Origin of the sequence: Phaeobacter sp. A36a-5a, from assembly GCF_037911135.1 — a bacterium.
Classification (GTDB): Bacteria; Pseudomonadota; Alphaproteobacteria; order Rhodobacterales; family Rhodobacteraceae; genus Phaeobacter; species Phaeobacter bryozoorum.
Genome location: NZ_JBBLYU010000001.1, coordinates 77,270 through 102,162, shown reverse-complemented (window position 1 = coordinate 102,162; position 24,893 = coordinate 77,270). Strand labels below are relative to the sequence as shown.

27 protein-coding genes are annotated in these 24,893 nt (G+C 62.9%); 11 read left to right on the top strand and 16 right to left on the bottom strand.

Features of this window, described 5'->3' with window-relative positions; translation table 11 throughout:
- A complete protein-coding gene (locus tag WLQ66_RS00475) occupies positions 1–1,023 on the top strand; it encodes a hypothetical protein (protein ID WP_340544252.1) in 1,023 nt (340 codons plus the stop codon).
- A gap of 21 nt (positions 1,024–1,044) precedes the next feature.
- Here the strand turns inward: WLQ66_RS00475 and WLQ66_RS00470 are convergent, their stop codons facing one another.
- From WLQ66_RS00470 to WLQ66_RS00450, 5 genes are read right to left on the bottom strand one after another with little or no spacing between them, the layout of a single operon-like run.
- Complete coding sequence (locus WLQ66_RS00470; protein WP_340544251.1) at positions 1,045–2,301, bottom strand: molybdopterin-binding protein; 1,257 nt, start codon at positions 2,299–2,301, stop codon at positions 1,045–1,047.
- 2 nt (positions 2,302–2,303) lie between these two features.
- On the bottom strand, positions 2,304–3,110 hold the full coding sequence (locus tag WLQ66_RS00465; protein ID WP_340544249.1) for a molybdopterin guanine dinucleotide synthesis: 807 nt from the start codon (positions 3,108–3,110) through the stop codon (positions 2,304–2,306).
- Entirely contained in the window at positions 3,107–3,598 is a 492-nt protein-coding gene (mobB, locus tag WLQ66_RS00460; RefSeq protein ID WP_340544247.1) for a molybdopterin-guanine dinucleotide biosynthesis protein B, read from the bottom strand. Before mobB ends, WLQ66_RS00465 begins: the two co-directional genes overlap by 4 nt.
- Positions 3,595–4,269: a molybdenum cofactor guanylyltransferase MobA gene (gene mobA, locus WLQ66_RS00455; RefSeq protein ID WP_340544246.1), complete on the bottom strand. Its 675-nt coding sequence runs from the start codon at positions 4,267–4,269 to the stop codon at positions 3,595–3,597. The genes mobB and mobA overlap by 4 nt, the downstream gene beginning before the upstream one ends.
- A gap of 32 nt (positions 4,270–4,301) precedes the next feature.
- Positions 4,302–5,204: a formate dehydrogenase accessory sulfurtransferase FdhD gene (locus tag WLQ66_RS00450; RefSeq protein ID WP_340544245.1), complete on the bottom strand. Its 903-nt coding sequence runs from the start codon at positions 5,202–5,204 to the stop codon at positions 4,302–4,304.
- A 59-nt stretch (positions 5,205–5,263) separates the two neighbouring features.
- Between WLQ66_RS00450 and WLQ66_RS00445 the strand changes: the two genes are divergently transcribed.
- Together WLQ66_RS00445 and WLQ66_RS00440 are read left to right on the top strand one after the other, a co-directional pair.
- Complete coding sequence (locus WLQ66_RS00445; RefSeq protein WP_340544243.1) at positions 5,264–5,989, top strand: AzlC family ABC transporter permease; 726 nt, start codon at positions 5,264–5,266, stop codon at positions 5,987–5,989.
- On the top strand, positions 5,986–6,321 hold the full coding sequence (locus WLQ66_RS00440) for an AzlD domain-containing protein (RefSeq protein ID WP_340544242.1): 336 nt from the start codon (positions 5,986–5,988) through the stop codon (positions 6,319–6,321). The genes WLQ66_RS00445 and WLQ66_RS00440 overlap by 4 nt, the downstream gene beginning before the upstream one ends.
- 79 nt (positions 6,322–6,400) lie before the next feature.
- Here WLQ66_RS00440 and WLQ66_RS00435 read toward each other — a convergent pair whose 3' ends face one another.
- From WLQ66_RS00435 to WLQ66_RS00410, 6 genes are all read right to left on the bottom strand, one after another.
- On the bottom strand, positions 6,401–7,069 hold the full coding sequence (locus tag WLQ66_RS00435) for a hypothetical protein (protein ID WP_374015398.1): 669 nt from the start codon (positions 7,067–7,069) through the stop codon (positions 6,401–6,403).
- 8 nt (positions 7,070–7,077) lie between these two features.
- On the bottom strand, positions 7,078–7,212 hold the full coding sequence (locus WLQ66_RS00430) for an aa3-type cytochrome c oxidase subunit IV (RefSeq protein ID WP_340544239.1): 135 nt from the start codon (positions 7,210–7,212) through the stop codon (positions 7,078–7,080).
- A 100-nt stretch (positions 7,213–7,312) separates the two neighbouring features.
- Positions 7,313–7,903, bottom strand: coding sequence for a hypothetical protein (locus tag WLQ66_RS00425; RefSeq protein WP_340544238.1), 591 nt, complete (start codon positions 7,901–7,903; stop codon positions 7,313–7,315).
- Positions 7,884–8,348 carry a DUF6173 family protein gene (locus tag WLQ66_RS00420; RefSeq protein WP_340544237.1) on the bottom strand — a complete coding sequence of 155 codons (465 nt, stop codon included), beginning with the start codon at positions 8,346–8,348 and terminating at the stop codon, positions 7,884–7,886. The genes WLQ66_RS00425 and WLQ66_RS00420 overlap by 20 nt, the downstream gene beginning before the upstream one ends.
- Positions 8,349–8,372: 24 nt before the next feature.
- Positions 8,373–9,410, bottom strand: coding sequence for an MBL fold metallo-hydrolase (locus tag WLQ66_RS00415; RefSeq protein ID WP_340544236.1), 1,038 nt, complete (start codon positions 9,408–9,410; stop codon positions 8,373–8,375).
- Complete coding sequence (locus tag WLQ66_RS00410) at positions 9,407–11,113, bottom strand: acyl-CoA dehydrogenase family protein (RefSeq protein ID WP_340544235.1); 1,707 nt, start codon at positions 11,111–11,113, stop codon at positions 9,407–9,409. The genes WLQ66_RS00415 and WLQ66_RS00410 overlap by 4 nt, the downstream gene beginning before the upstream one ends.
- Positions 11,114–11,243: 130 nt before the next feature.
- Between WLQ66_RS00410 and WLQ66_RS00405 the strand changes: the two genes are divergently transcribed.
- Entirely contained in the window at positions 11,244–12,191 is a 948-nt protein-coding gene (locus tag WLQ66_RS00405) for an L-threonylcarbamoyladenylate synthase (RefSeq protein WP_340544234.1), read from the top strand.
- Positions 12,192–12,221: 30 nt separating this feature from the next.
- Here WLQ66_RS00405 and WLQ66_RS00400 read toward each other — a convergent pair whose 3' ends face one another.
- Positions 12,222–12,779, bottom strand: a complete 558-nt coding sequence (locus WLQ66_RS00400; protein ID WP_340544233.1) for a YqgE/AlgH family protein — start codon at positions 12,777–12,779, stop codon at positions 12,222–12,224.
- A gap of 185 nt (positions 12,780–12,964) precedes the next feature.
- Here WLQ66_RS00400 and WLQ66_RS00395 point away from each other — a divergent pair, with 185 nt between their 5' ends.
- Both WLQ66_RS00395 and WLQ66_RS00390 read left to right on the top strand, forming a co-directional pair.
- On the top strand, positions 12,965–13,834 hold the full coding sequence (locus WLQ66_RS00395; protein ID WP_340544231.1) for a protein-disulfide reductase DsbD domain-containing protein: 870 nt from the start codon (positions 12,965–12,967) through the stop codon (positions 13,832–13,834).
- Positions 13,835–13,865: 31 nt separating this feature from the next.
- The gene (locus WLQ66_RS00390; protein ID WP_340544230.1) at positions 13,866–14,354 is read left to right on the top strand and encodes an NUDIX hydrolase; all 489 of its coding nucleotides are present in this window, start codon (positions 13,866–13,868) and stop codon (positions 14,352–14,354) included.
- Positions 14,355–14,418: 64 nt separating this feature from the next.
- On the opposite strand, the gene WLQ66_RS00385 is transcribed toward WLQ66_RS00390, so the two are convergent.
- The 4 genes from WLQ66_RS00385 to WLQ66_RS00370 form a co-directional block, all read right to left on the bottom strand.
- Entirely contained in the window at positions 14,419–17,811 is a 3,393-nt protein-coding gene (locus tag WLQ66_RS00385; RefSeq protein WP_340544229.1) for an efflux RND transporter permease subunit, read from the bottom strand.
- A gap of 5 nt (positions 17,812–17,816) precedes the next feature.
- Positions 17,817–19,292: an efflux RND transporter periplasmic adaptor subunit gene (locus WLQ66_RS00380; RefSeq protein ID WP_340544228.1), complete on the bottom strand. Its 1,476-nt coding sequence runs from the start codon at positions 19,290–19,292 to the stop codon at positions 17,817–17,819.
- Between the two features lie 133 nt (positions 19,293–19,425).
- Entirely contained in the window at positions 19,426–19,968 is a 543-nt protein-coding gene (gene moaB / locus WLQ66_RS00375; RefSeq protein WP_340544226.1) for a molybdenum cofactor biosynthesis protein B, read from the bottom strand.
- A gap of 76 nt (positions 19,969–20,044) precedes the next feature.
- Entirely contained in the window at positions 20,045–20,806 is a 762-nt protein-coding gene (locus WLQ66_RS00370) for a uracil-DNA glycosylase (RefSeq protein ID WP_340544225.1), read from the bottom strand.
- Positions 20,807–20,947: 141 nt separating this feature from the next.
- On the opposite strand from WLQ66_RS00370, the gene WLQ66_RS00365 reads away from it, so the two are divergent.
- Genes WLQ66_RS00365 through plsY form a run of 5 tightly spaced genes read left to right on the top strand, consistent with a single transcriptional unit; the run spans position 20,948 to position 24,828 of the window.
- The gene (locus tag WLQ66_RS00365) at positions 20,948–21,943 is read left to right on the top strand and encodes an aspartate carbamoyltransferase catalytic subunit (protein WP_340544224.1); all 996 of its coding nucleotides are present in this window, start codon (positions 20,948–20,950) and stop codon (positions 21,941–21,943) included.
- Between the two features lie 3 nt (positions 21,944–21,946).
- On the top strand, positions 21,947–22,504 hold the full coding sequence (locus WLQ66_RS00360) for a hypothetical protein (protein WP_340544223.1): 558 nt from the start codon (positions 21,947–21,949) through the stop codon (positions 22,502–22,504).
- Between the two features lie 4 nt (positions 22,505–22,508).
- Positions 22,509–22,916, top strand: a complete 408-nt coding sequence (locus tag WLQ66_RS00355) for a hypothetical protein (RefSeq protein ID WP_340544222.1) — start codon at positions 22,509–22,511, stop codon at positions 22,914–22,916.
- Complete coding sequence (gene pyrC / locus WLQ66_RS00350) at positions 22,913–24,223, top strand: dihydroorotase (RefSeq protein WP_340544221.1); 1,311 nt, start codon at positions 22,913–22,915, stop codon at positions 24,221–24,223. The genes WLQ66_RS00355 and pyrC overlap by 4 nt, the downstream gene beginning before the upstream one ends.
- Positions 24,223–24,828: a glycerol-3-phosphate 1-O-acyltransferase PlsY gene (gene plsY / locus WLQ66_RS00345; RefSeq protein ID WP_340544220.1), complete on the top strand. Its 606-nt coding sequence runs from the start codon at positions 24,223–24,225 to the stop codon at positions 24,826–24,828. The genes pyrC and plsY overlap by 1 nt, the downstream gene beginning before the upstream one ends.
- Positions 24,829–24,893: the final 65 nt, after the last annotated feature.

Sequence of the window (24,893 nt, the reverse complement as noted above, 5' to 3'; positions counted from 1 at the left end):
ATGACCCGCACCAGTTCCACCGCTGCAAAGCCGCCCACCAGCGCCCTCGACGCGCCGCCGGAACGACCGGTCTTTGGCCTGATCGAGGCTGCGGCGCTTGCGTTGAGCGCGTTGTGGCTGCTCGTGGTTGTCGCAGTTTTCGTGCTGGGTGGTACGCCTGACGCGACGCCTGCGGCGGGATGGTCGGATATCCTGCTGCGGATCGTCGCTGTGGTCCTGCCTGTCCTCCTGATCTGGGTCGGTGCTATCGCCCTGCGATCCGCCCAGGTGATGCGGGATGAATCGCAGCGCCTGCACGCTGCCATCGACGGAATGCGCAACGCCTATATCGCCCATGCGCAGCAGGCGGCTTCGGTCTCAGAACCCTCCGTCACACGCAAGTTGGACGAGATTGCCGCCGCGACCCGCAAGACGGAAACCGCCCTCGCGACATTTCACACCAGCCGCCGTGATCGACCCATGCCGGGCATATCCACCACCGCGGCGACGGGCGGCGACGCGACCGATCAGGGATTGCTGGCGCTTGGCACACCCGCCGAGGATTTTGCAGCCCCGCTGCCTGCTCCGCAATTGATCCGGGCCCTGAATTTTCCTGAAACCGCCGAAGACGAGGAAGGCTTTGCCGCCCTGCGCCTTGCCTTGCGGGACCGCAAAGCCGCCCAGATCATTCAGGCCGCGCAGGATGTGCTCACCCTGCTCAGCCAGGATGGCATCTACATGGACGACCTGCGCCCCGATATGGCCCGACCAGAGATCTGGCGACAGTTCGCCCAGGGCACACGCGGTCGCGCCGTTGCCGCATTGGGCGGCGTGAGGGATCGCAGCTCACTTGCCCTGACAAATGCGCGGATGAAACAGGATCCGATCTTTCGCGATGCCGCACATCATTTCCTGCGCCGCTTTGACCAGATGCTGGCGGAATTTGAACAAGAGGCCAGCGACGCCGAGATATCATCGCTTGGCGAAACCCGCACCGCCCGCGCCTTCATGCTGCTGGGGCGGGTCGCTGGCACCTTTGACTGACGGTTTCCGCCCGCGCTCCGGTTACATGCCAAAACTGGCGTAGGGAATAAAACGGACGGGATCCCCCGGCTGAATCACCGCAGCGGCATCCGCCAGTTCCACCAGACCTTCGGCCCAACTCAGCGAACTGACACGGCCCGACCCTTCTGATTTGAAGACCTCAACCTGACCGTTGCGTACACGGGCGCGCAAATATTCTCGCCGTCCCGGCTTTTTGCGTTTCTCAAAGGCGGCTGGCAAATCAAACCCCTGCGGCTCAGCCCAGCTTGCCCCCGCCATCAGCCCCATCGCAGGGCGGGCAAAGATCAACGTGCAGACCATCGCGGCCACCGGATTGCCCGGCAGACCGAACACCGGCGTTCCCTGCCAAATCCCCAGCGCCAGCGGTCGGCCCGGTTTCAGGGCAATCCGCCATTGCTGCATGGCCCCGCTTTCGCGCAGCAGCGCCGACATATGATCCTCATCCCCGGCAGAGGCACCACCACTTGTCAGGATCACATCCACCGCCTCAGCCGCAGCGTCCAGGCGACGTCGCAGAGCGGCGCGATCGTCGGCAGCTTTGCCCAGATCCACAGCGTCGAACCCCATCTTTGCCAGCAGCGCGAGCAGCATCGGGCGATTGGCATCGTAAATCTGCCCTGCCGCAGCCGTCTCACCCGGCTCGACCAGTTCATCTCCCGTCGATAGCACACCCACCCGCAGCATTTGCCGCACCGGTAGCTCAGACAATCCCGTGGCAGAGGCCAGCGCCAGATCCGCAGGGGTCACCACCCGACCCTTAGTCAGGATCCGATCGCCGACGGCGGCATCTTCGCCAGCCCGGCGAGTATTGGCGCCCAGTTTAAGTGGTCCGTGAAAAGCAATCTGCGCACCATCGCAGGTTACGTCCTCTTCAAGAATGACGGTATCAACCCCCCTAGGCAACGCCGCCCCTGTCAGAATGCGGATGGCCTGCCCGGGAGCAACCTCGCCTTCATGGGCCAGCCCCGCCGCCGCACGCCCCTCGCTCAGCGGCATCACCTGCGGCCCCTCTCCGGCGGGACCCGCAAACCCGTAGCCATCCACGGCCGTGTTCGCCTGCGGCGGGTTGCTGCGCGCGGCAAAAACATCCTCAGCCAGAACCCGCCCCAAAGCCTGCCCCAATGGCAGAACCTCTGCCGCCGTCACTGCCGTGAGATTTCGCCGCAAGTGATCCAGCGCGTCATCCACCGGTGTCCAATCGACGCCTGCCGGCAGAGCAAAGCAATCATTACGCAGGGGTGGCGGGGCAAGGCTCATATCTAGTCCACTCCCAGGATCCAGCCCTCTTCGGGCGCTGTGACGGTCAATAACTGGTCCAACTCTGCCATGTGCAGGCCCGACAATTCTAGGGACACCTTATGCACCTGCCAGGCATCCTTGATCCAGTGATCCGGCGCGGGGCCTGCCAGAAGGGTCGGCCAGATCTCCACCAGAGCCACCGGCGTGTCCAGGGATTCAAACGGCCAGACAGCGACCTGCCCGGCAAAACGCTTTCGCAGGCGTGACAGAACCGGCAGGCCCATCATCACCTGGCTGCCCACGGCACCTGCCCCGGCCATCTGCCAGCAGGTAAAGCTGCCCTTGGCCCGATGCTCAACCGCGCGGCGGTCCGGGAACGGGTTGCGATAGCGGTCCTTGCGACGCGGCAAACCGTCGATGTCGCGGGCCAGCCCATTGGCCCAGAATGGCCCTTGCCCACCAAAGCGGCGATTGATCGCCCCCGCCAGATCAAAGCGGTTGTTAGACTTTGGCGCATCCTCAATATGTGTCTCAAACCAGTCCCACAGGCCAAGAGGATCATCCGAACCCGTGATTGCATCGCAAAACCCCGCCGGATAGCCAAAGGGGAAATCAAACCCAAGCATCAGGCGACGCCCGGCGGTCAGTTCTGCCTCGACCAGCTCGGTGAGCCACAGCTCCGCCAGCTGCCGATTGCGCAGATATACCGGTTCATCCGCTGATCCATCGTGGCTGACGCTGGCCCAGATGGAATCCTTGCAAGGGCTTGGCCCGCGGTCGTTGCCACCAGACCAATCCACCATGGCAAAGCTCTGCCATCCGCTCAAAGGGAAATCTCCCCGGCGATGAAATCGGCAATCGCCACCGTGTCGTCCAGATCGAAAACCGGCCTGTCCAGATGCAGCGGAATGTCACTGGCAACGGCACGAATGGACCGGTCCTCAGGCGCGATGAGCGGCTGGCCCGCCGCTGTGCGATAGGCCTCAATCTTCGGATGCACCTCGCGTTTGAACCCCTCGACCAGCACCAGATCCACAGGCCGCAGACGGGCCAGCAGCTCGGTAAAGCTGGGTTCGGCCATGCCACGCAGCTCCTGCATGATCGCCACCCGATTGGGCGAGGCAAGGATCACCTCGGCGGCACCCGCCATCCGGTGGCGATGGCTGTCAGTACCGGGTTGATCCACATCAGTGCTGTGGTGGGCATGTTTCAAGGTCGACACGGTAAGACCACGTCTGCAGAACTCAGCCACCAACCGCTCCATCAGCCCGGTCTTGCCACAGTTCTTCCAGCCGGTGACGCCATATATTTTCATCGCAGCAAGGCCTCCGCCCGGGCCAGGTCCTCAGGCGTATTGACGTTGAAAAACGGATCAAACGGATCCGCCTCAAACAGGGCCTCCTGGCCGCCGTGACGGTCTGTCCACAAAACCACCTTGCGCAGGCCGCCCTCCAGCGCCGCGCGCAGGTCATCGCGCAGGGCAACAGGCCAAAGACCAAAGGTCGGATGCCGGTTCACCCGGCCGCCGCCACCGGATTTCAGATGTTCCTCGCCGGACTTTGGCGTTGTCGCCAGCACCAGCGGATATTGCTGCCCGGCGGCGCTCTCCTTTAGCCGCTGAACCAGATCCTTTGGGAAGAACGGCGTGTCGGCAGCCACCGTGACAATGCTCTCGGCTCCCTGCGCTGCCGCCCAGTCCAACCCGGCAAGCACGCCCGCCAGAGGACCTGCGAAGCCGTCGATACTGTCGGCGATCACCGGCAACGCAAGATCGGCAAAGCGCGCAGGATCACCATTGGCATTCAGCGCGATACGCTCGACCTGCGGCGACAGACGGTCGATCACATGGGAAATCAGACTGCGTCCCCCAATCCGCAAGCGTCCCTTGTCACCGCCACCCATCCTTGTGGCCAACCCGCCAGCAAGGATGATGCCCAATGGTTTGCTTTGTTTCACGACATCTCCTCTCTGCGCCTGATGCCACATCGTCTGCTGACCATATCGCGGGCGGTCTGCGCCTAGTGGTCCGCACTCTTGCGCCGATGCGCTTTTGCCTCAACCGGCACCTTTGCCGGATCCACATCCCGGATCAGCCGATCCTCTCCCGACAGGCAGATAAACCGCTGCCCCCGCATCCGCCCGATCAAAGTGAGACCCAGCTCCTGTGCGATCTCCACCCCCCATGCGGTAAAGCCGGATCTAGACACCAGCACCGGAATCCCCATCATCGCGGTTTTGATCACCATCTCCGAGGTGAGTCGCCCGGTGGTATAGAGGATTTTGTCGGAGACCTCCGCGCCGGTGCTCTGGATCCAGCCGGCGATCTTGTCCACCGCATTGTGCCGCCCCACGTCCTCCATATAGACCAATGGGCGATCTTCTTGGCACAGAACCGTGCCATGAATGGCGCCAGCCTCAAGATAGAGCGAGGGGGTGCGGTTGATCTTATGCGCCAACGCATAAAGCCAGGAGCTGCGCACCGCTGTCTGCGGCAAGCTCACCCCTTCCAGCCCCTCCATCATGTCACCAAACACAGTGCCCACCGCACAGCCTGACGTGCGGGTCTTCTTTTGCAGCTTGTCTTCGTATGAGGTCTCAACTGCTGTCCTTACGACCACGGTATCCAGCTCTTCATCGTAATCGATGGCGGTGACCTCATCACCGGGATTCAACATCCCCTGATTGCGCAGAAACCCCAGCGCCAGATATTCGGGGTAATCGCCAATGGTCATGGCGGTGACGATTTCCTGACGGTTGAGGTAAATCGTCAGCGGCCGTTCCTCCACGACAGAGATCTCCGTCGCGGTCCCCGTGTGATCAAACCCCTGAACCACCCGTGTCAGCCGTGCATCGTTCGGCGCAGGTGCAATCACATATTCAGCCAGTATCGACGCCAGGTCGGAGCTGTTCTCAACCATCATCAATTGCAAACCTCCGCCAGCAGGCCTATGCCGTTTCAGCAATAACCTAGGACCTGATCATGGCAATCACCACCACGAAATCGGCCTTTTGGAAGGGGTTTCGCGACGGCGCGCCTTTCCTCCTGGTCTCGGGACCATTTGGGCTGCTGTTTGGCGTTCTTGCTGCCGAAGCGGGACTGATTGTCCCTGAGGCCATGATCTTCTCCCTGTCGGTCTTTGCCGGTTCGGCCCAGTTTACAGCCCTGCAACTGATGCAAGAAAACACGCCGGTTCTGATCATCCTGATTTCAGCGCTTGCGGTGAACCTGCGGGTGGCGATGTATTCGGCATCACTGACGCCGTACCTCGGCGGCGCTCCGTTGTGGCAACGCGCCTGTGCGGCCTATCTCACTGTCGACCAATCCTATGCGCTCTCGATCGTGCAGTTCGAAACCCATCCGCAGATGACCCTATCACAGCGCATGGCCTATTTCTTCGGCACAAATGGCTGCGTTGCCCCCGGTTGGATGCTCGCAACCTATATCGGGGCGTTGGTCGGCACCCAGATCCCGGCCAGCTGGGGCCTCGACTTTGTCCTGCCGCTGGCGTTCCTGGCCATGATCGGCCCAATGCTGCGCACACCGGCCCATGTCATTGCCTGTTTCGCCGCTGTCGCCACCGCGCTGCCGGCCACCGCGCTGCCCTACAATCTTGGCCTGATTGTTGCCGGTCTTATCGGCATGATGGCTGGCGCCCAGGCCGAGCTCTGGCTGGAGCGCCGCAGCATTGCAAAGGATCCGTCATGACCCAGCCCCCCGATCCGACGTTGCTATGGACGATCATCATCGGCCTTGCCATTGGCAGCTTCGCCCTGCGCTTTGCCTTTATCGGGCTGATGGGCGGCAGGACCATGCCCGTTTGGCTGATGCGCCATCTGCGCTATACTGCGGTGGCGATCATTCCTGCGCTGGTGGCGCCGCTGGTGGTCTGGCCGACGCCGACCGGTGGCACCCCCAGCCTGCCCCATCTCGCCGTCGCCGCGGCGGTCTTCGCGCTCGGGTACTGGACACGCAATGTCCTGATCGCCATGGGCAGCGGTGCTGTTGGCTTCCTGCTGCTCTTTCTGTTGGCAGGCTGATCCATCCCGACAAACAGACAAAAGCCGCAGACGATGCTGCGGCTTTTCCCATCTATAGCTGTGCCTGAACGTGGCAGCATCACCCGCCTGCGTTCAACGCCGCATTGTTTTTTGCCAGCCCCTCTTGCAAGTCTGCGCTGTCGTTTTCACGGTAGCGTTCAGTCGTCACCCCCGGCAGGGCGCCAAATTGTTCCGAGAGATTGCCAGGGTAGAAAGTCACATCCAGCGCCTCAAACCCAGGTACCTGCTTCAGGATCGAGGCTGTGGCATTGGCACAGAACGCGCCCGGAACCCGACCGTTTGCCCGTACCAGCTGATAGGCGCGCTGCGCCTGCTCGGGCGTCACTTCGATCCGCTGCACCACCACATGATGGGTGCTGCGCGCATGTGATCCGCGATAGGCTTTCTCCACCCCCGGCGTGATGCCAAAGAGCACATCATCCCGCTCCGGCACCACATCGGCATAGAATGACCCGGCAGGATCAAAGATCACTCGTTCCGAGGCATTGATCATCAGCGAGGTATGCGCGCCCTGCCCGGTACGATTGTTGATCATCGTATAAAGCGTCAGCGCAGGCGGACCATTATGCCGATAGGCAACCCGTTCCAGCGTGGCGTCATCCGCGTTGGGCTGCTGCTGGGCGGCACAGGCCGACAGCAGCGCCACACCGGCGCACACAAGCGCAAGCCTTAGCCCGCTCGCAAGGTGCCGGGCGCCACAACGCCCGCTCAGATCAGAACCATTCACGAGGGTGATCAGGTTGCAAAAATCGCGAGGAACACTGCAAAGAGCAGCGCTGCGATGCAGAACCGTGTCGTAAACTTGATGAAGCCGTTGTAGGTCTTTTCCTGAACGGTGATATCCATCGAACCGTGCTTATGGTCAGCCATGTGTCCATTCCTATTCGCGTCTGTTTTCCGCTGAATACTGGATTTCACAGACCCTGTCACCACGTCAATCGGGCGCAGCCAGGGCAAATCACCGGGCAATTCACTGGCCAAACACCGCTTGGCAGTGACCATAGCCGTAGCCCCAGCGCCAGCTCAGCCCGCTGCAAGGCGCGCCACCGAATCGCACCGCAGCATACATGGCGGTTGCGACCGGTGCGGCGATGGCCGCTGTTGGGGACTCCCGGCTGCTGAGTTGCGTCTCTACACAGCGGCGCAGAGCCTGATCCGCGGCCAGTCTTGCCTGCTGGCTGGCGGTGGCCAGATCTTTGTCGCGACCATCAAGGATTCGGCCAGATGATCCGATCCCGTCGGCATCGTGATAGAGCAGGTCATGAGCCACGCAACAGGCCTCAAACGGCGGACCGTCGGCTGTCTCTTCCCTGCCACTGAACTGGCGCCAGATCGCAGACAACCCACCGCTACAGCCATCGGTGGCAAAGGGGGCTGGCCTGCCATCTGCTGCCGCGACCTCCTGCATGAGGCCGCGATGAGCTGCACGCTCCAACATTGCCCAATAGCCCGCCGCAACCGCGTCTTCGGCGGCCGCAACGCTGCTGAGCGCGCCGAACAGAAGTGTGGCAACACCCCCAGCGCAACAGGCTGCCCGAACGTCAGGTCTCAGCCGGATCACTCTCAAGGTCGGACACCAAACGAAAACCGATCCGATTGGCAGGTGCCGCCTCATTCCGCTTCGGCAGGGCCCGCAACATCACGTTGAGCTGGCTGACGTGTTGGACCAGCTGCGTGCGCGCGCCGCTGGAATCGCTGCCGTAATAGGTGATGATATCGGGGTCGAAGTAGCCCATACCCTCGATCCGCATCACACCGGCATCGCCGCCGGCAAACCCCATCGCGACCTCATGCTCGCTATCCAGCTGCTCCTCGAAGTTCTTGATATAAAGGATCAACCGTTCATAGGCCCAGCGTGCGGCGCTTTTCTCGGCAACGGATTTTTGCAACGGCATCTGCACTTTTTCGATACCGGTGCAGGCGTCGGGATCCGCGTGGACCTCGTGAACGCAGGGCAGAACGGCCGCCTCTGCCGCCTCGGCGCTGGTTGCGATCTCATCGGTCATGATCTCTCCCTTTCCAGGGGTCGATCACCCCTTGCGCTGATAAAGCCAAGCCCCGTCCGCACGACGGCTGCGGTCAACCTGACCCAGATGGTACAGATGATTTAAATGGGCCACCGCCTCGACCAAAGCAAGGCCATATTCCCCGGAGCCGATCTTGCGTTTGAACAGCGGCGCAAAACATTCGGCCGCGCTGCGCGGTTCGTCGAGATGCTCAAGAAGCCGCGCCAGCGCCCCGTGATGGTTGTCGATCAACTGGGCCATCCGATGCGGCAGACCGCGAAATGGCAACTTATGCCCGCCCAAAGCCAGCTGATCACCCCGTGTCAACGGTGCCAGACGCTCGCAGGCCTCCAGCCATTCGGCCACGGGATCCGCCATCGGCTCGGTCGCATAGACGCCAATATTGGGACTGATCGAGGACAGGATCTGGTCGCCGCTGATCACCAGATTGTCATCGCGGCTCCAGAAGGTTGCGTGCTCTGGCGCGTGACCATTACCCATGTGGACGTCCCAGTTGCGCCCGCCCATGCGAAACACGTCGCCCTGTTTGATCCGGGTAAAGCCCAGCGGCATCGGATAGACCGTATCGGCGAAATTGAACGGCCGCTCCGCCAGCCGTGCGTCATAGATCGCGGGATCCATGCCCGAGCTGCGGTAAAACGCCAGCGTTTCCTCGGGCCAGCTTTCCTGCACGTCCAGCGTCAGCATTCGAGCAAACAGCCAGGCCGTTCGCGTGGTCACCAGCTCAGCCCCATGCTCAGACTGGAACCAGCCGGCGTTGCCGATGTGATCGGGGTGATGATGCGTGACCACCACGCGCCGGATCGGCTTGCCCTCCAGCGGCCCCGCCATCAGCCGCTCCCAGATGCGGCGGGTCTTGTTTGAGGACATGCCGGTATCGACGATGGTCCAGCCATCGCCATCATCCAGCGCATAGACGTTCACATGATCCAACTTCATCGGCAGCGGCAGCCGCATCCAGAGGACGCCTTCCGCCACCTCGATCGCCTCACCCTCGGCAGGCGGCGTGTTCCATGGACCGTCGGGTCGCGGGCTGGTCATCCGTCAGCCAATTCATCCAGCGTCAGAGCGCGCGCGCCGTCCGCACCCGCCTGCGCATGAGCCAAGAGCGCGGCGTGTTCCGGCAACATCCGGTTGATATAGAACCGCGCCAGCTTTTCGCGCGGGCCACCGATGTCAGCCATCGCAGCCGCCAGGTGGTAATGCCCGCCAAGAACCCGCGCAAAGGCATGCAGATAGGGAACCGCTCCTGCGAAACGCTCATCCATGTCGCTCTGTGCGGTCAACCACTCGGTCGCTTCGCGCAGGGATTCACAGGCCTGCCAGACGGCCTCGGCCATATTGGGATGAGTGGTTCGGGCGCGCTCGGCCTGCTCCTCGATCTCGTCGATCAGACGGTTGGCCATATCGCCGCCGTCCATCATCTTGCGCCCAACCAGATCCATCGCCTGAATGCCGTTGGTGCCTTCGTAGATCGCCGTCACCCGCACATCGCGATAAAACTGCGCTGCACCGGTTTCCTCAATGAACCCCATACCGCCATGCACCTGCACACCGGTTTCCGAAACACGCATCCCGGTTTCCGTGCCAAAGGTCTTGGCGATTGGCGTCAGAAACGCTGCCCGCGCGGCCCACTCCTGTGCGCCGGTTGCGGTCTGCATGTCGATGGCCTGCGAACAGGCCAGCAGGATCGCGCGCGCTGCAAAGAGATCGGCCTTCATTTCCATCAGCATCCGGCGCACATCCGCATGGTCCACGATGGTGCCGGAGGCGGATTTGCCCTGCTTGCGCTCCAGCGCGTAGGCCAGCGCCTTTTGATAGGCCGCACCAGCAACACCGACGCCCTGACCACCAACGCCCAGCCGGGCATTGTTCATCATGGTGAACATTGCCGCCAGACCGCCCCCCGGTTTGCCGACCATCCAGCCGATTGCGCCGTCATATTGCATGACGCAGGTCGGCGAACCGTGCAGGCCCATCTTATGCTCAAGGCTCACCACCTTCAGCGTGTTGGCCTTGCCGGGGTTACCCTCGGCGTCCGGCAGGTACTTGGGAACGAGGAACAGCGAAATCCCCTTGGTTCCGGGTGCCGCATCAGGCAGGCGGGCCAGAACCAGATGGCAGATATTGCCCGCAAAATCATTGTCGCCCCAGGAGATATAGATCTTCTGACCGCTGATCGCATAGGTGCCGTCGTCCAGAGGCTCTGCCTTGGAGCTAAGCGCCCCCACATCCGATCCGGCCTGCGGCTCGGTCAGGTTCATGGTGCCCGACCATTCCCCCGAAATCAGCTTGGGCAGGTAGAGCGACTTCAGCTCATCGCTGGCGTGATGTTCCAACGCCTCGATCTGACCCTGGCTCATCAGCGGGGCCAGTTGCAGCGACAGGCAGGCGCCCGACATCATCTCATTGACCGCGGTGGTCAGGGTCATCGGCAGCCCCATGCCGCCAAATTCCTCTGCCGCGCTCATCCCGATCCAGCCGCCTTCGGAAATCGCCTGCCAGCCTTCGGCATAACCGGGAGAGCTGCGCAGCACCCCGTTCTCCAGACGCGCCGGTTGCAGATCGCCGCCACGGTTCAAGGGGGCCATAACTTCATCGCAGAACTTCCCCGCCTCGGTCAGGATCGCCGCAACCACATCATCGCTGGCCTCGCCAAAGCGCTCGGTAGCGGCGATTTCATGAAAACCGATGATATGTTCGAGAAGAAACTGATACTCGGGAACCGGGGCACGGAAGGTCATGTCTGGCCTCTTTCAGAGAGCTGGTTGGGGCAGCCTTGGCATCATTGCCCCAAACCTTTATGTTGAATGTCTTGTCCGATTACCTAACCGGGCCCTTTAATCAAGCAACCAAAACGCCGCGTCACCAGCCATGTCCAGTCCCACAACCCGCCTCCTGACCGCGCAACCACAGGAGATCAGCACAGCTGCGGACCTGTTGAAAGAGGGCCGGCTGGTCGCATTTCCAACCGAAACCGTCTACGGGCTCGGGGCTGATGCGCGCCAGACCGGCGCGGTTGAGGCCCTCTATGCCGCCAAGGGCCGCCCCAGTTTCAACCCGCTGATTGCCCACGTCCACGCGGTGGAGACCGCCCAGCGCTATGTGGTCTGGTCCGACACCGCCAGCAAACTCGCCGAGGCCTTCTGGCCGGGCCCGCTGACGCTGGTCCTGCCGCTGCGCGAGGACCACGGTATCTCGCCTCTGGTCACTGCCGGGCTGACCACCCTCGGCATCCGTATCCCGGCCCATCCTGCGGCCCGGGCGCTTTTGTCGGTTCTGGATGGCCCAGTGGCGGCCCCCTCCGCAAACCCATCGGGCCGGATCAGCCCGACAACCGCCGCCCATGTCATCGCCGGACTGGACGGCCGCATCGCGGCCGTGGTCGATGACGGTCCCTGCGGCGTCGGCGTGGAATCCACCATTGTCGGCCTTGCAACCGGCACGCCATTGCTGCTGCGTCCCGGCGGGCTGGCCGCCGAGGAAATCGAGGCCGTTCTGGGACACCCGCTGCAGCAGCGCGATGTCGGCGATCCACTGACCGCTCCGGGGCAGCTGCTGTCGCACTACGCCCCACGCGCCAGCGTCAGGCTGAACGTCACAAACCCAGCAGAGGGCGAGCTCTATCTCGGATTTGGCAAAATGGACTGTGATCTCAACCTCTCGGCCAGCGGCGATCTGCGCGAGGCTGCGGCGCAGCTGTTTGGACATCTCCACCAGCTTGACGCCAAGGCCCGCCCTATCGCTGTCGCCCCAATCCCGGAAATCGGGCTGGGTGTCGCCATCAACGACCGGCTGCGCCGCGCCGCCGCGCCACGCTAGCGGCCTGCTCAGGGCATCGTAAGCCTCCGGTCACGCGTGACCGGCACTGGTGGACAGAGTCAGCGGATCGACGCCGAGGGAGCGCAGCGCCGCCTCCCATTTGGCGAAATCGTCCAGCTCGAACACCACCTCCGGCGTTGCTGTTGCGGTCAGCCAGCCATTATTGGCAATCTCGGCCTCAAGCTGCCCCGGCCCCCAGCCGGCGTAGCCAAGCATGACCATCACCTGCTCAGGTCCCCGCCCCATCGCGATATCTTCGAGCACGTCAACGGTCGCGGTCATCGAAAACGCCTCGGAAACCCGCAGCGAACTGACGTTGGATTTGTACTCCGGTGAATGCAGGACAAAGCCGCGCTGCGTCTCGACCGGCCCGCCAAACCGCACCGGTAGCGCGGCCTCTTCTGCACTGCGCGGAGTAATATCCAGCTGTTCCAACAGGTTGGACAAATCAACGCCGGTGGCCGGTTTATTCACGATCAAGCCCATCGCACCATCGTCCTCATGCGAGCATAGCAAAATCAGCGAATGCTCGAACCTCGGGTCACCGATGCCGGGCATCGCAATCAGCAGTTCGCCGGTAAGATCCATATGAATCTGTCGTCCTTTTTTCAAATCGCCGCCACCCGTGACCGGGCAACCTGCCTGCCCTGTCACAATGGCCACCCGCAGGCAGAGGTTCAAGACCAACCCGTGCCTTAGCCAATGCTCAACGCCGTTGACCGGAACGTGACTTGGCTTTTCTTGCTGGAATGCGCATGTAAATGGGCATGGTTATGTTCTCCCTTCTCTCGGCGCTTGCGACGCCCCTGACGGCCCGCACCACGACGGCCAAGACCTTGGCGAAATGCCTCTGCGCACCGCTGGCGCTGTCGTTTCTGGCCCTGCCTGCCACGGCCCCCGCCGAGCAGATGTCCGATATTGTCCGTATCGAGGTGCTGGACGGCGGCACCACGCGACGCGGCACCCATATGGGGGCGTTGCGGCTGACGCTTTCCGAAGGCTGGAAAACCTACTGGCGCGCGCCCGGCGATGCCGGCATTCCGCCCCGCTTCAGCTGGCAAGGCTCGCGCAATGTCGGGGCCGTCGCAATCCGCTGGCCCACGCCCGAAGTGTTCCTCACCTCAGGATTTCGCACCATCGGCTATCATGATCAGCTGGTGCTTCCGGTCGAGATCACCCCGGCCAAACCGGGGCAGCCGCTGCGGCTGAAGGGCCGCATGGAGCTCGGCATCTGCAAGGATGTCTGCATACCCTCGGAACTGCGTTTCGATCAGGCGCTGAAACCGGACAGCCCGCGCAACCCGGCAATTGTCGCAGCACTGGCTGACCGTCCCTGGTCCGCAAAGGAGGCAGGGGTGCAGGCCGCGACCTGTGCGCTGTCCCCCAGCCGCTATGGGATGGAGCTGGTTGCCCGGATCACCATGCCCAGCGCAGGCGGTGAGGAGGTCGTGGTTGTCGAACCCGGCGTCCCCTCGCTGGTCACAACCGAAACGACGACCAGCCGACAGGGCCACAAGCTGACGGCGAAAACCGAAATCATCTCCGCCGATGGCGGTCCCTTCGCTGTGGATCGCTCGCAGATGCGTATCACCGTACTTGGGCAGAACCGCGCGGTAGACATTCAGGGCTGCACCCGGCACTAACAAGGGATCATCTGCCCGACCGGATCCAGCCATGCCCGCCAATCCCGCCTCCGACGAAGCCCCTCGCCGCCCTGTCCTGGGGGCGTTGGCCGTGGTCTGCCATCCCCGGCAGGATGGTGATCAGGTGATCCTCATCCAGCGCAGATCGCCGCCAAATGCAGGTTGGTGGGGCTTTCCCGGCGGCCATGTCGAACTCGGCGAGACCGCGATGCAGGCTGCCGCCCGCGAACTGCTGGAAGAAACCGGCGTCATCGCCAGCCCCCGCGAAGTGCTGACCCATATCGACGTTATGCTGCGGGATGACGCAGGTGAGGTGCAGCGGCAATATCTTCTCGTCGCCGTGCTCTGCGACTACGTCTCAGGCCAGCCCGCCCCCAATGATGACGCCCTGCAGGCACAATGGGTGCAGGTCTCCGATCTGACCACTGGCTTCGACCAGTCTCCTGACCGGATGCTGATTGACCAGGTGGCGGAGGTCGCCGCCCTCGCCCAGCAACAGCGCCGCCGGATGACGGGTTAGCCTTGGGACTCCCGCTCACACTGCATCCATAAAGCCCGGGTCGACGCTCAGAACTGTTGCGCGCTCAGACCCTGGCGCGGCGTGCGCCCACCGCGCGGGCGCAGAGGTAGCCAAACAGGCTCAGAAGCGCAGCACCAACGATGAACAGCAGCGTGGCTGCCCGCACCGGATCCATCGCCGCCAGCACCGGCACAAACGTCCGCAGCAGCGGATGCAGTAGCCCAACCGCCATCGCATAGCCAAGTGTAACCGCGAGCCACAGCAGCTGCGCCGCTCCCAGCCCCAGCGTCAGCCAGCGCAGTTCGCCCGCCCGCGATGTCAGCCCGCGCCGCAGCGCCGCAAAGGGGCGCGCCACATCGGCCTGAACCGCGATCAGCGCCGGTACCACCAGCAGCACCAGGAACATCCCGAAACCAAGACCATAGACCAGCGTAATCACGGTCGGCTTCAGAAACTGCGCCTGCTGCGAACCCTCGTACATCAAGGGCGCCAGCCCCAGCACCGTTGTCAGCGTCGTCAGCATCACCGGCCGCAGCCGGTCAGCGGCCCCGTCAATGATCGACGGTATCAAGCCACGTTCCTGCGCATATTCATCGATCGTGGTCACCAACACGATCGAATCGTTGATAATGATGCCGGTCATTCCCAACAGCCCCACCACCGTGAACATCGACAGCGGCACGTCCCACAGGTAGTGGCCCCAGATCGTGCCAACCAGACCAAAGGGAATAATCGCCATTACCACCAAGGGCCGCGTCCAGCTGGCGAATATCCACGACAGCACCAGATAGATACCGGTTAGGCAGAGTATCAGTCCGGTTCGCGCGTCATTCAGGAACTCGTTCTCCTGTTCGCTCAACCCGGCGAGCTGCCAATCGACCTGCCGTTCGCTGGCGATGCTCGGCAGGATTTCCTCTTCCAGCGCGGTTGCTATGGCCTGAGCTCTGGCCGGATCGTCCTCGGAGATATCGCCCGTGACACTGATCACGCGTACCCCGTTTTCCCGCCGCACTGTCGAAAAACCGGTGCGCTGGCTGACAGAGACGATATCCGCAAGCGGCAGATAGACACCCGCCGGGCTACGCATCAGCGTGCGCTCCAGGAAATCGGCCGTCAGCTCGTCCTTCGGCAGTTCCACCCGGATCGTGGCACTACGCGGGCCCTCCGGGTAGGTTGCCGCCTCGATCCCATTGAGCCGCGCACGCAGCGCCCGGCCAAGCGTCTCAACCGTGAACGCCAGCGCGCGCCCCTGCGGCGTCAGCTCCAGCACCAGCTCTTCCTTGTCATAGGCAAGATTGTCCTCAACAGCGGAGACCTCAGGATAGCGCAGCAGTGCCGTCTTCAGATCCTCCGATGCGGCTTTCAGAACCTCGACCGCCGCACCGCTGAACTGCACATTCAGCGCATCCCCACCCGGGCCGGACCGCCAGCCACGGAAAGACAGCGTCTCCGTCATCGGATGACGGCGCACCCTCTCCTGGATCTCCGCAACAAAGGCAAAGCTGGAATAGGGCCGCAGATCCGCATCAATCAGCTCAATCGAAATCCCGCCCAGAAGATCACTATCCTTGGCATCGACACCGGCCAGACCGCGCCCGGCGTTGCCGCCGATCTCAGCCATAACAAATTCGATGGGATTGCGGCCATAGCGGTCCTCATACTCCGCACCCAGCTCATCCACCGCACGCTGCATCTCGCGCATCATCGCCAGCGTATCGGCCCGCGTCGCACCTTCGGCCATCGCGAAATTACCGGTGACCGAGCCACGCTCCGGCGCATTGAAGAACCGCCATTTGACATCGCCGCCGATGAACAGCGCCAGTTGACTGGCCAGGATCACCAAAGCACCCGCGAGCACTACGTAGCGTCCGCGTACGACCAGCGCCATCAGCGGTCGGAACAGGCCATCGCGCAGCCTGCGAAACCCGCGATTGACCACCCGGCTCGGCAGATCATACCAATGTTCCTTGGCGCTATGGGCCAGGGCATGGGCCAGGTGATTGGGCAGGATCAGGAAACACTCGATCAGTGACCCCGCAAGCACGGCAATCACCGTCAGGGGGATATCGCGGATCAGCTCGCCGAAACGCCCGCCAATCGACACCAATCCGAAAAATGCGATCACCGTGGTCAATGTGGCCGCGAAAACCGGCATGGCCATGCGGCGCGCGGCGTTCTCTGCCGCCGCAACCGGATGCTCGCCCAGACGCCGCGCACGGAAATCGGCATGTTCACCCACCACGATCGCATCATCCACTACGATGCCCAGCGTGATGATCAGGCCAAACAGGCTGATCATATTGATCGTCAGACCAGCCATATACATGAAGGCCACTGCGGCAAACATCGCCGCCGGGATCCCTGCCGCGACCCAGAAGGCAATGCGTGCGTTCAGAAACAGGAACAGCAATGCCAACACCAGACCAAGACCCATCAGCCCGTTGTCCAGCAGGATATCCAGACGACCGGTGATCGCCTCGGCCCGGGTTCGGATCAGACTGGCGCTGACACCATCCGGCAGGCTGGCCTGCAAGGCCTCAACCACCCCTTCGACCTGATGCTGAATCTTAATCGCATCGCCCTGATCCGACCGGTCCACCCGGATCGACATCGCCGGATCGTCGCCGACGAAATAAGAACGATTGCGATCCACACCCTCCACACGGATTGTGGCGACATCTCCCACGGTCAGCGCGGACCCATCGGGGTTGGTACGCAGCACGATGCCTGCCAATTCCTCCGGGCTGCGCTTTTCGCTGCCGGTGCGGATCCGGGCATTTGCGCCACTCACATCGCCCGCGGGATTGGCATCAACCTCTGCGGCGATTGCGGCGGCGATATCCGTCATCGCGATATCATGGGCAATCAGACTGGCCGAGGGCACTTCGACCATGGTCTGCGGTGCGGCGATGCCACGGATCGTGGTTCGCGTCACCCCGACCTCGAACAGGCGCGCGATCAGCTCATCCGCAAACAGCCCCAGCTGGCGCGGCGCGATCGGGCCTGTGATCACCACATCCGTGACTCTGTCACGCCAAGCCCCGCGAAGCACGCTGGGCTCCTCTGCCTCCTCCGGCAGGGTGGTGACGCCGTCGACGGCGGTTTGCACGTCATCGGCAGCCCGCGCCATGTCCCAGCCGGGTTCGAATTCCAAGGAGATGCTGGCCCAGCCTTCGCGCGACGTCGCGCTTGAACTTTCGACCCCATCAACCGCCAGCAGCGCCGGCTCCAGCGCCTGCACGATCGCACTGTCGATATCTTCCGGGCCAGCCCCCTCCCATTCGATTCCCACCGACACCTGGTCCACGATCACATCGGGAAAGAACTGCGCCCGCATATTGGGGATCGCCGCCGCACCCAGCACCAGGAGCAGGACCAGCAGCAGGTTCGACAAGGTCCGGTGGCGAGTGAAATAACTCAGAACACCGCCAGCCGATCGGGGGGGATTGCGCAGCATCGCCGCTACCCTCCCATCCGCGTTTCGATCCGGTTGATCAGCCCAGCGGGCACCTTGGCCGCAGCCAGCTGTTCCAGCATCCGCGCCTTCACCGCCTGCGGCATCCTGCTGTTGCCTTCGACCATGGCGACGAGCTTGGCTCGACGATCCTCGGTCAGCTCAACCAGATCCGCCTCCGCGGCGGCGCTATCCCCTGCGCCGCTGGCCTCCGCCCCCTGACGGAGCGGGCGCACCTTGATCCCCGCCCCCAGCAGCGGCGTGCGCCCGTTGACGACGTCGCGGCCTTCCAAACCTGCGCCGCGCAGCAGCACGTCATCACCCTGGCGACGCACCAGCGTTACAGGAAGCGCCTCTAGGCGGTCGTCCTCCCCCAGCACCAGAACCGTTCCATCCGCCCCCAGCGCCGAGGCCGGCAGCCGCGCCACCTCTGCCAGCTCCGGTTCCTGCACGTGAACGGTGACAAAATCGCCGGGCTTGAAGCCAAGTGCCGGATCAAGCCGCGCGTAGATCAACCGCCCTGCCAGCCCTTCGCCTGCATCACCGCTGACCCGCACCGCAACACCCGTTGCCTTCAATGCGGCGCCGGTGGCATCCAGCGTGACCTCAACCGGGGCCGCAAGCAGCTGCCCATCGGCATCCAGCAGACGGGCGTATTGAACCGTCGACACCCGGAAAGCCACATCCAGCTGCGCCGGATCCACCAGATCAGCCAGCTTTTCATTGGCCGAAACCAACCGCCCTTCCACCAGGTTCACCGATTGCAGCGTCCCGTCAAACGCAGCGGTGATCGTGGTGTCGGCCAGATTGCGGCGGGCATCCTCAAGTGCGATCTCGGCCCGCGCCAGTCGCGTGACGCTCTGATCAATGCGGGCCTCGGCCAGCGACACCGCCTGCCTGCGAGAAATCACCGCCTGCCGGGCCTGTGCCGCCGCCAGTTCCACCACCTCAACCGTTGCCGCCGATCCGACGCCCCGCGTTTCCAGGTTGCGCTGCCGCTCCAGCGCGCGCGTGCGCAGCTCTGCCTGATCCTCGGCAGCGGCCAGTTCATCCTGCGCCAGCGCCAGCCCGCGCCGGGCCTCTCGGGTCTCGGCCTCTGCGTCCAGCATGTCCGCCTCTGCGCGTCGCAGGGCGGCCTGCGCATCTGCCGGGTCGATCTGCACCAGAAGCGCCCCGGCCTTCACGTCACCGCCATCCTCGAAACCCGGCGCCAGCTCTACCACCCGACCGGCAGCCGCCGTACGCAGCTCCAGCCTGCGGCGGCTCTCGATCCGGCCAAAGGCGGTCAGCCGCGGCTGCACCGTGCCCAGCTCAGCCCGCTCGACATTCACCGCAAACACCCGTTCACGATCCGGCGGCGCGCCACGTTCATCCGCCATACGGGTCTGAATGGCAGACACCACCATCTGCACCGCCAGAAGCAGCAGCGCCGCTGTCAGCGCCGCGAGAAAGACCCCAATCACCGTTTGCCGCAAAAAGCGCATTCTTTATCCTTCAATCGGCTAAACGAACCGGCCACACCACCACCGCAGCGTTCAAAATGAACACCTTAAGCCGCAAGAATACCAGTTTGTACAAACTATACGAGGTTACACGCAGTCACGGATCAATTCCGTCTCACTTGCGACGCAAATGTTCGTCAAGCCGCGGCATGATTTCCACAAAATTGCAGGGACGATGCCGGTAATCCAGCTGCTTCACCAGAATTTCATCCCAGGCATCCTTGCAGGCGCCCGGGCTTCCGGGCAGCGCAAAGAGATAGGTGCCGCCAGCGACGCCGCCAGTGGCCCTTGATTGCACCGCTGATGTGCCGATCTTCTGCATGGAAATGATGGTGAAAACCGTGCCAAAGGCATCGATTTCCTTTTCATAGACATCCCGGTGTGCCTCGACCGTGACATCGCGGCCGGTCAGCCCGGTGCCGCCGGTCGATATCACCACATCGACCTCTGGGTCGGCGATCCAGTCACGCAGCTGGCCTGCGATCTCGGCCCGCTCGTCCGGCAGGATCTTGCGATCGGCCAGCACATGCCGCGCCGCCTCCAGCCGATCCACAAGAACCTGACCGGAACGATCCTCTGCCAGCGACCGGCTGTCCGAGACCGTCAGCACTGCAATGCGAACGGGAATAAAATTCTTGCTGTCGTCGAGTTGTGCCATGTTTCCGGCCCCCATCTGAAATATCAGCTGCCTTGGGTAGCGCCCGTTTCCGGCCCGCCCCGTTAGTGGTTGCGTATCACCCGGCGGTCAGCCGCGTCTTCACCTCAAGCAGGTCCGCCCAGGCGGCGCGTTTCTGCACCGGTTGACGCAGCAGATAGGCCGGGTGAAACATCGGCATCACCGGTTTGCCCTGCGCCTCATGCCAAGTGCCACGCATCCGGGTGATACCGCGTTTTCCGAGCAGGGCATCACAGCTGATATTGCCCATGGCAATCAGGATATCCGGCTGCACAAGGGCAATGTGGCGCTCCAGAAACGGAGTCATCATGGCGATTTCCGCAGGCAGCGGATCCCGGTTCTGCGGCGGTCGCCACGGTAACACATTGGCAATATAAACGCTGTCCTCACGCGACAGGCCAATGGCTGCCAGCATCCGGTCCAGCAGCTGCCCGGCGCGGCCCACAAAAGGCTTTCCGGCCATATCCTCATCCCGACCGGGGGCTTCGCCAACCACCATCACGCGGGCACCGGGGTGGCCATCAGCAAACACCAGGTTACGCGCGCCCTTTTTCAGCTCGCAATGTTCAAACTGATCCAGCGCATCGCGCAGCGCCGCCAGCGAACCAGCGGCCCCTGCCATCTGTCGTGCCACCGCAACCGGGTCGATTTCGAGAGGTTTGATCGGCGCGGCATCCGCAGTCGTCGCAGCCGCCTTGGGCAGCCGCGCCTGCAGCTCATAGCGATTGACCGGCGCATCGCCGATTGCATCGGTCGCCCCCAGTTCAATCTGCCACGCCAAGAGCGCCCGCGCGCTGTGATAATCCAATGCCGATTCCATGGCCCCAAGCTACTCTGCTCGGGAGCCAAGCAAAACACCTGACTTCACCGCAGCCTTCACCCCGGCCCAGAACACGCCCCGGCTGTCTTGCCGGACGCCACAGCCCTGCTATAAGAGCGCCAAACAGCACGGAGCCAGCCCATGCCCAATGCCCCCACGTCGATTGATCCGATGTCCTTCAACCAACGGCATCTTCTGGGTATTGAGCCGCTGAAGCCGCATGAAATTACCGCCATCCTGGATCTGGCCGACAGCTATGCCGAGCTGAACCGACGCCCTGACAAACACGCCGATGCGCTGTCCGGGCTGACCCAGGTCAACATGTTCTTTGAGAACTCCACCCGCACTCAGGCCAGTTTTGAAATCGCAGGCAAACGGCTGGGGGCAGATGTCATGAACATGGCGATGCAGGCCAGCTCGATCAAAAAGGGGGAGACCCTGATCGACACCGCGATGACACTGAACGCGATGCACCCCGATCTGCTGGTTGTGCGCCACCCGCACTCAGGTGCCGTGGATCTTCTGGCGCAAAAGGTGAACTGCGCCGTGCTCAACGCAGGCGACGGGCGGCATGAGCACCCTACACAGGCGCTGCTGGATGCGCTGACCATCCGCCGTGCAAAAGGGCGCCTGCACCGTCTGAACATTGCGATCTGTGGCGATGTCGCGCATTCCCGGGTAGCCCGCTCCAATCTGATCCTTCTGGGCAAGATGGAAAACCGCATCCGGCTGATCGGCCCGCCGACCCTGGTGCCCGACCATTTCGCAGAGTTCGGTGCCGAAATCTACGACGACATGCGCGAAGGGCTGAAAGACGTGGATGTGGTCATGATGCTGCGCCTGCAAAGGGAGCGGATGGACGGTGGATTTATTCCCTCAGAACGCGAGTATTACCACCGCTACGGGCTGGATGCCGAGAAGCTGGCGCTGGCCAAACCCGACGCCATCGTTATGCACCCCGGCCCGATGAACCGGGGCGTTGAAATCGACGGTACGCTGGCGGACGATATCAATCGTTCGGTCATTCAGGAGCAGGTCGAAATGGGTGTCGCCGTTCGCATGGCGGTGATGGATCTTCTGGCCCGCAATCTGCGCGCCAGCCGTCAGACTGCCATGGCGCAACCGGGCGTGGTCTGATCAATGACCGAGCCGGTAACGCAGCCCCTGACCATCCCCGCAGGCGAGCAGCGGATGATCCATGTCTTTGATCTCGACATGCGGTCGGAACAGGCCCGTTTCCTGCGAGAGCCCGGCGCATTGGCACAGGTTCTGGGGATTGAGTATGTCGACCTCGATCATGTCGAAATCTTTCCGGTAAGCGATCTGGAAGATCTGGGGCTGATCGGTTACCTGCGCGACGGCTGCGGCATTCCCGCCGAGCAGCTGGAAGCCGATGCCCAGAGGCTGATGGCAATCGACGGCTATGTGCTGCTGCTGCGGTCGCGCGCATTTCGGGGCGAGGAAACCCGCCTGATCCCGGCGCATCAGATCCGCCATATCGGCGATTACAGCGAACTTGGTGCGGATTGGGCCAGCCTGCCGAGCAATCCCGACCAAACCCCTGACAGCGCCAAACCCTATTCGGCTCCACGCCCCTCCCCGCGCGCGGCACGCTCACGCGCCCGACGTATCGGCGCGACCATCTTTGCCATCGTGATGGCACTGATCCTCCTCGTCGTGCTGTTGCTGGCGAGCTGACATCATGGCCGAGACCCGCTTTTCCCCGGACCGCATGGCCTACTGGCGCAGCCACGCCTGGCTCGCGGTCATCGCCATGGTTGGCGCGATGGGCATTCTCTGGGTGATGGGGAACCCATATGTCTGGACTGGCGCCATTGGCGGGCTCGCCGCGATCGGCCTGCGTGGTGGCTATCTGATGTCGGATGAGCTGACCCGGGTCTGGGCAATTGGCGACACATCGGTGATCGGCCCGGATCACCAACAGATTCCGCTGGCCACTATTGCCCAGGTGAACCAGCTCGGCAGCACTGTGCAGATCGTCACCCGCGACGGCCACAAATACCTGATCAAATACCAGCCCGACCCGGCTGCGACCCGCACCGCCATCGAAACCGCCCTCTCTGACCACCCGGAAAGTCCACGCGCATGACCCTCTTGTTCACCAACGCCCGACTGATCGACCCCGAAGCCGGCACCGACAGCCTAGGTGCGGTTCTGGTACACTCGGGGCGCATTGCAGCGGTTGAAAAGAATGGCACCGACCCTGACCAATTGTTTCGCACGCGAAACATTGGGGCAGAGGATGTGACCCTTATTGACTGCCACGGAAAATGTCTTGCGCCGGGTATCGTCGACATCGGGGTCAAGGTCTGCGAACCCGGGGAACGTCACAAGGAAAGCTATAAATCCGCAGGCCTTGCAGCAGCGGCAGGGGGGGTTACCACCATGGTAACGCGGCCGGATACGACGCCCGCCATCGACAGCCCCGAGACACTGGAATTCGTGACCCGTCGCGCGCAGGCCGATGCACCGGTGAACGTGCTGCCAATGGCCGCCCTGACCAAGGGGCGCGAGGGCCGAGAAATGACCGAGATCGGCTTTCTCATGGATGCAGGTGCGGTTGCCTTTTCCGATTGCGATCATGTCGTCGCCGACACCAAGGTGTTCTCCCGCGCCCTGTCTTATGCGCGCAGCTGCGGCGCGCTGGTCATCGCCCACCCCCAGGAGCCGGGATTGAGCAAAGGGGCCGCCGCAACCTCGGGTAAATTCGCCACGCTGCGTGGGCTGCCCGCCGTCACCCCGATGGCCGAGCGGATGGGACTGGATCGCGATATCGCCCTGCTGGAAATGACTGGAGCGCGGTATCACGCAGATCAGATCACCACCGCGCGCGCCCTGCCCGCCCTTCAGCGGGCCAAAGCCAACGGGCTGGACATCACTGCCGGAACCTCGATCCATCACCTGACCCTGAACGAGCTGGACGTTGCCGACTACCGCACCTTCTTCAAGGTCAAACCGCCGCTGCGATCCGAGGAGGACAGGCTGGCATTGATCGACGCGCTGCGCGAGGGGCTGATCGACACGATCTCCTCGATGCACACACCGCAGGATGAAGAAAGCAAGCGCCTGCCGTTTGAGGAAGCCGCCGCCGGGGCTGTCGCACTGGAAACACTGCTGCCCGCGGCCTTGCGGCTTTATCATGCCGAACAGCTGGACCTGCCAACGCTGTTTCGGGCCATGGCCCTGAACCCGGCCAAACGACTGGGGCTCGACTGCGGTCGCCTGGCCGAAGGCGCACCGGCTGATCTGGTGCTGTTTGACGCCGACCAGCCCTTTGTAATGGACCGTTTTTCGCTGCACTCGAAATCGCAGAACACCCCCTTTGACGGGCAGCGCATGCAAGGTAGGGTGCTGGCAACTTATGTGGCCGGCGAACCGGTCTATCGGAGAGACTGATGCCGCCAATTGAGACTGCCGCCCCATTTCTGCTGCTTTGGGCCGTGATCGGTTATGGTCTGGGGGCCATCCCCTTTGGCCTGCTGCTGACCCGGATCATGGGCTTGGGCAATCTTCGCGCCATTGGATCTGGCAATATCGGCACCACCAATGTGCTGCGCACCGGATCGAAAAAGGCCGCAGCGTTGACGCTGCTGCTGGACGGCGGCAAGGGCGCGGCGGCGGTCCTGCTGGCCCGTGTTCTGGCCGGTGAGGATGCAGCGCAGCTGGCCGGTCTCACCGCGTTTCTGGGTCACTGCTTCCCGATCTGGCTGAAGTTCAAAGGCGGCAAAGGCGTCGCGACCTTCCTCGGCCTGATGCTGGCACTGGCCTGGCCGGTGGGCATCGCCTGCTGTCTCACCTGGCTGGCGGCAGCCTATCTGAGCAAGATTTCCTCGATGGGCGCTCTGGTCTCAGCCGTGGCCGCACCGCTGTGGTGCCTGCTGCTGGGTGTCCCGATGATCACGGCACTGGCCGCGCTTCTGGCGCTGATCATCCTCTGGCGGCACAAGGAAAACATCGCCCGGCTGCGCATGGGCACCGAACCGAGGATCGGCCAGAAATAGCGGCCATCGTCAGATAAGCACTTGTTTTCAAATAAAAGCCCTCATCCACATCGGATGAGGGCTTT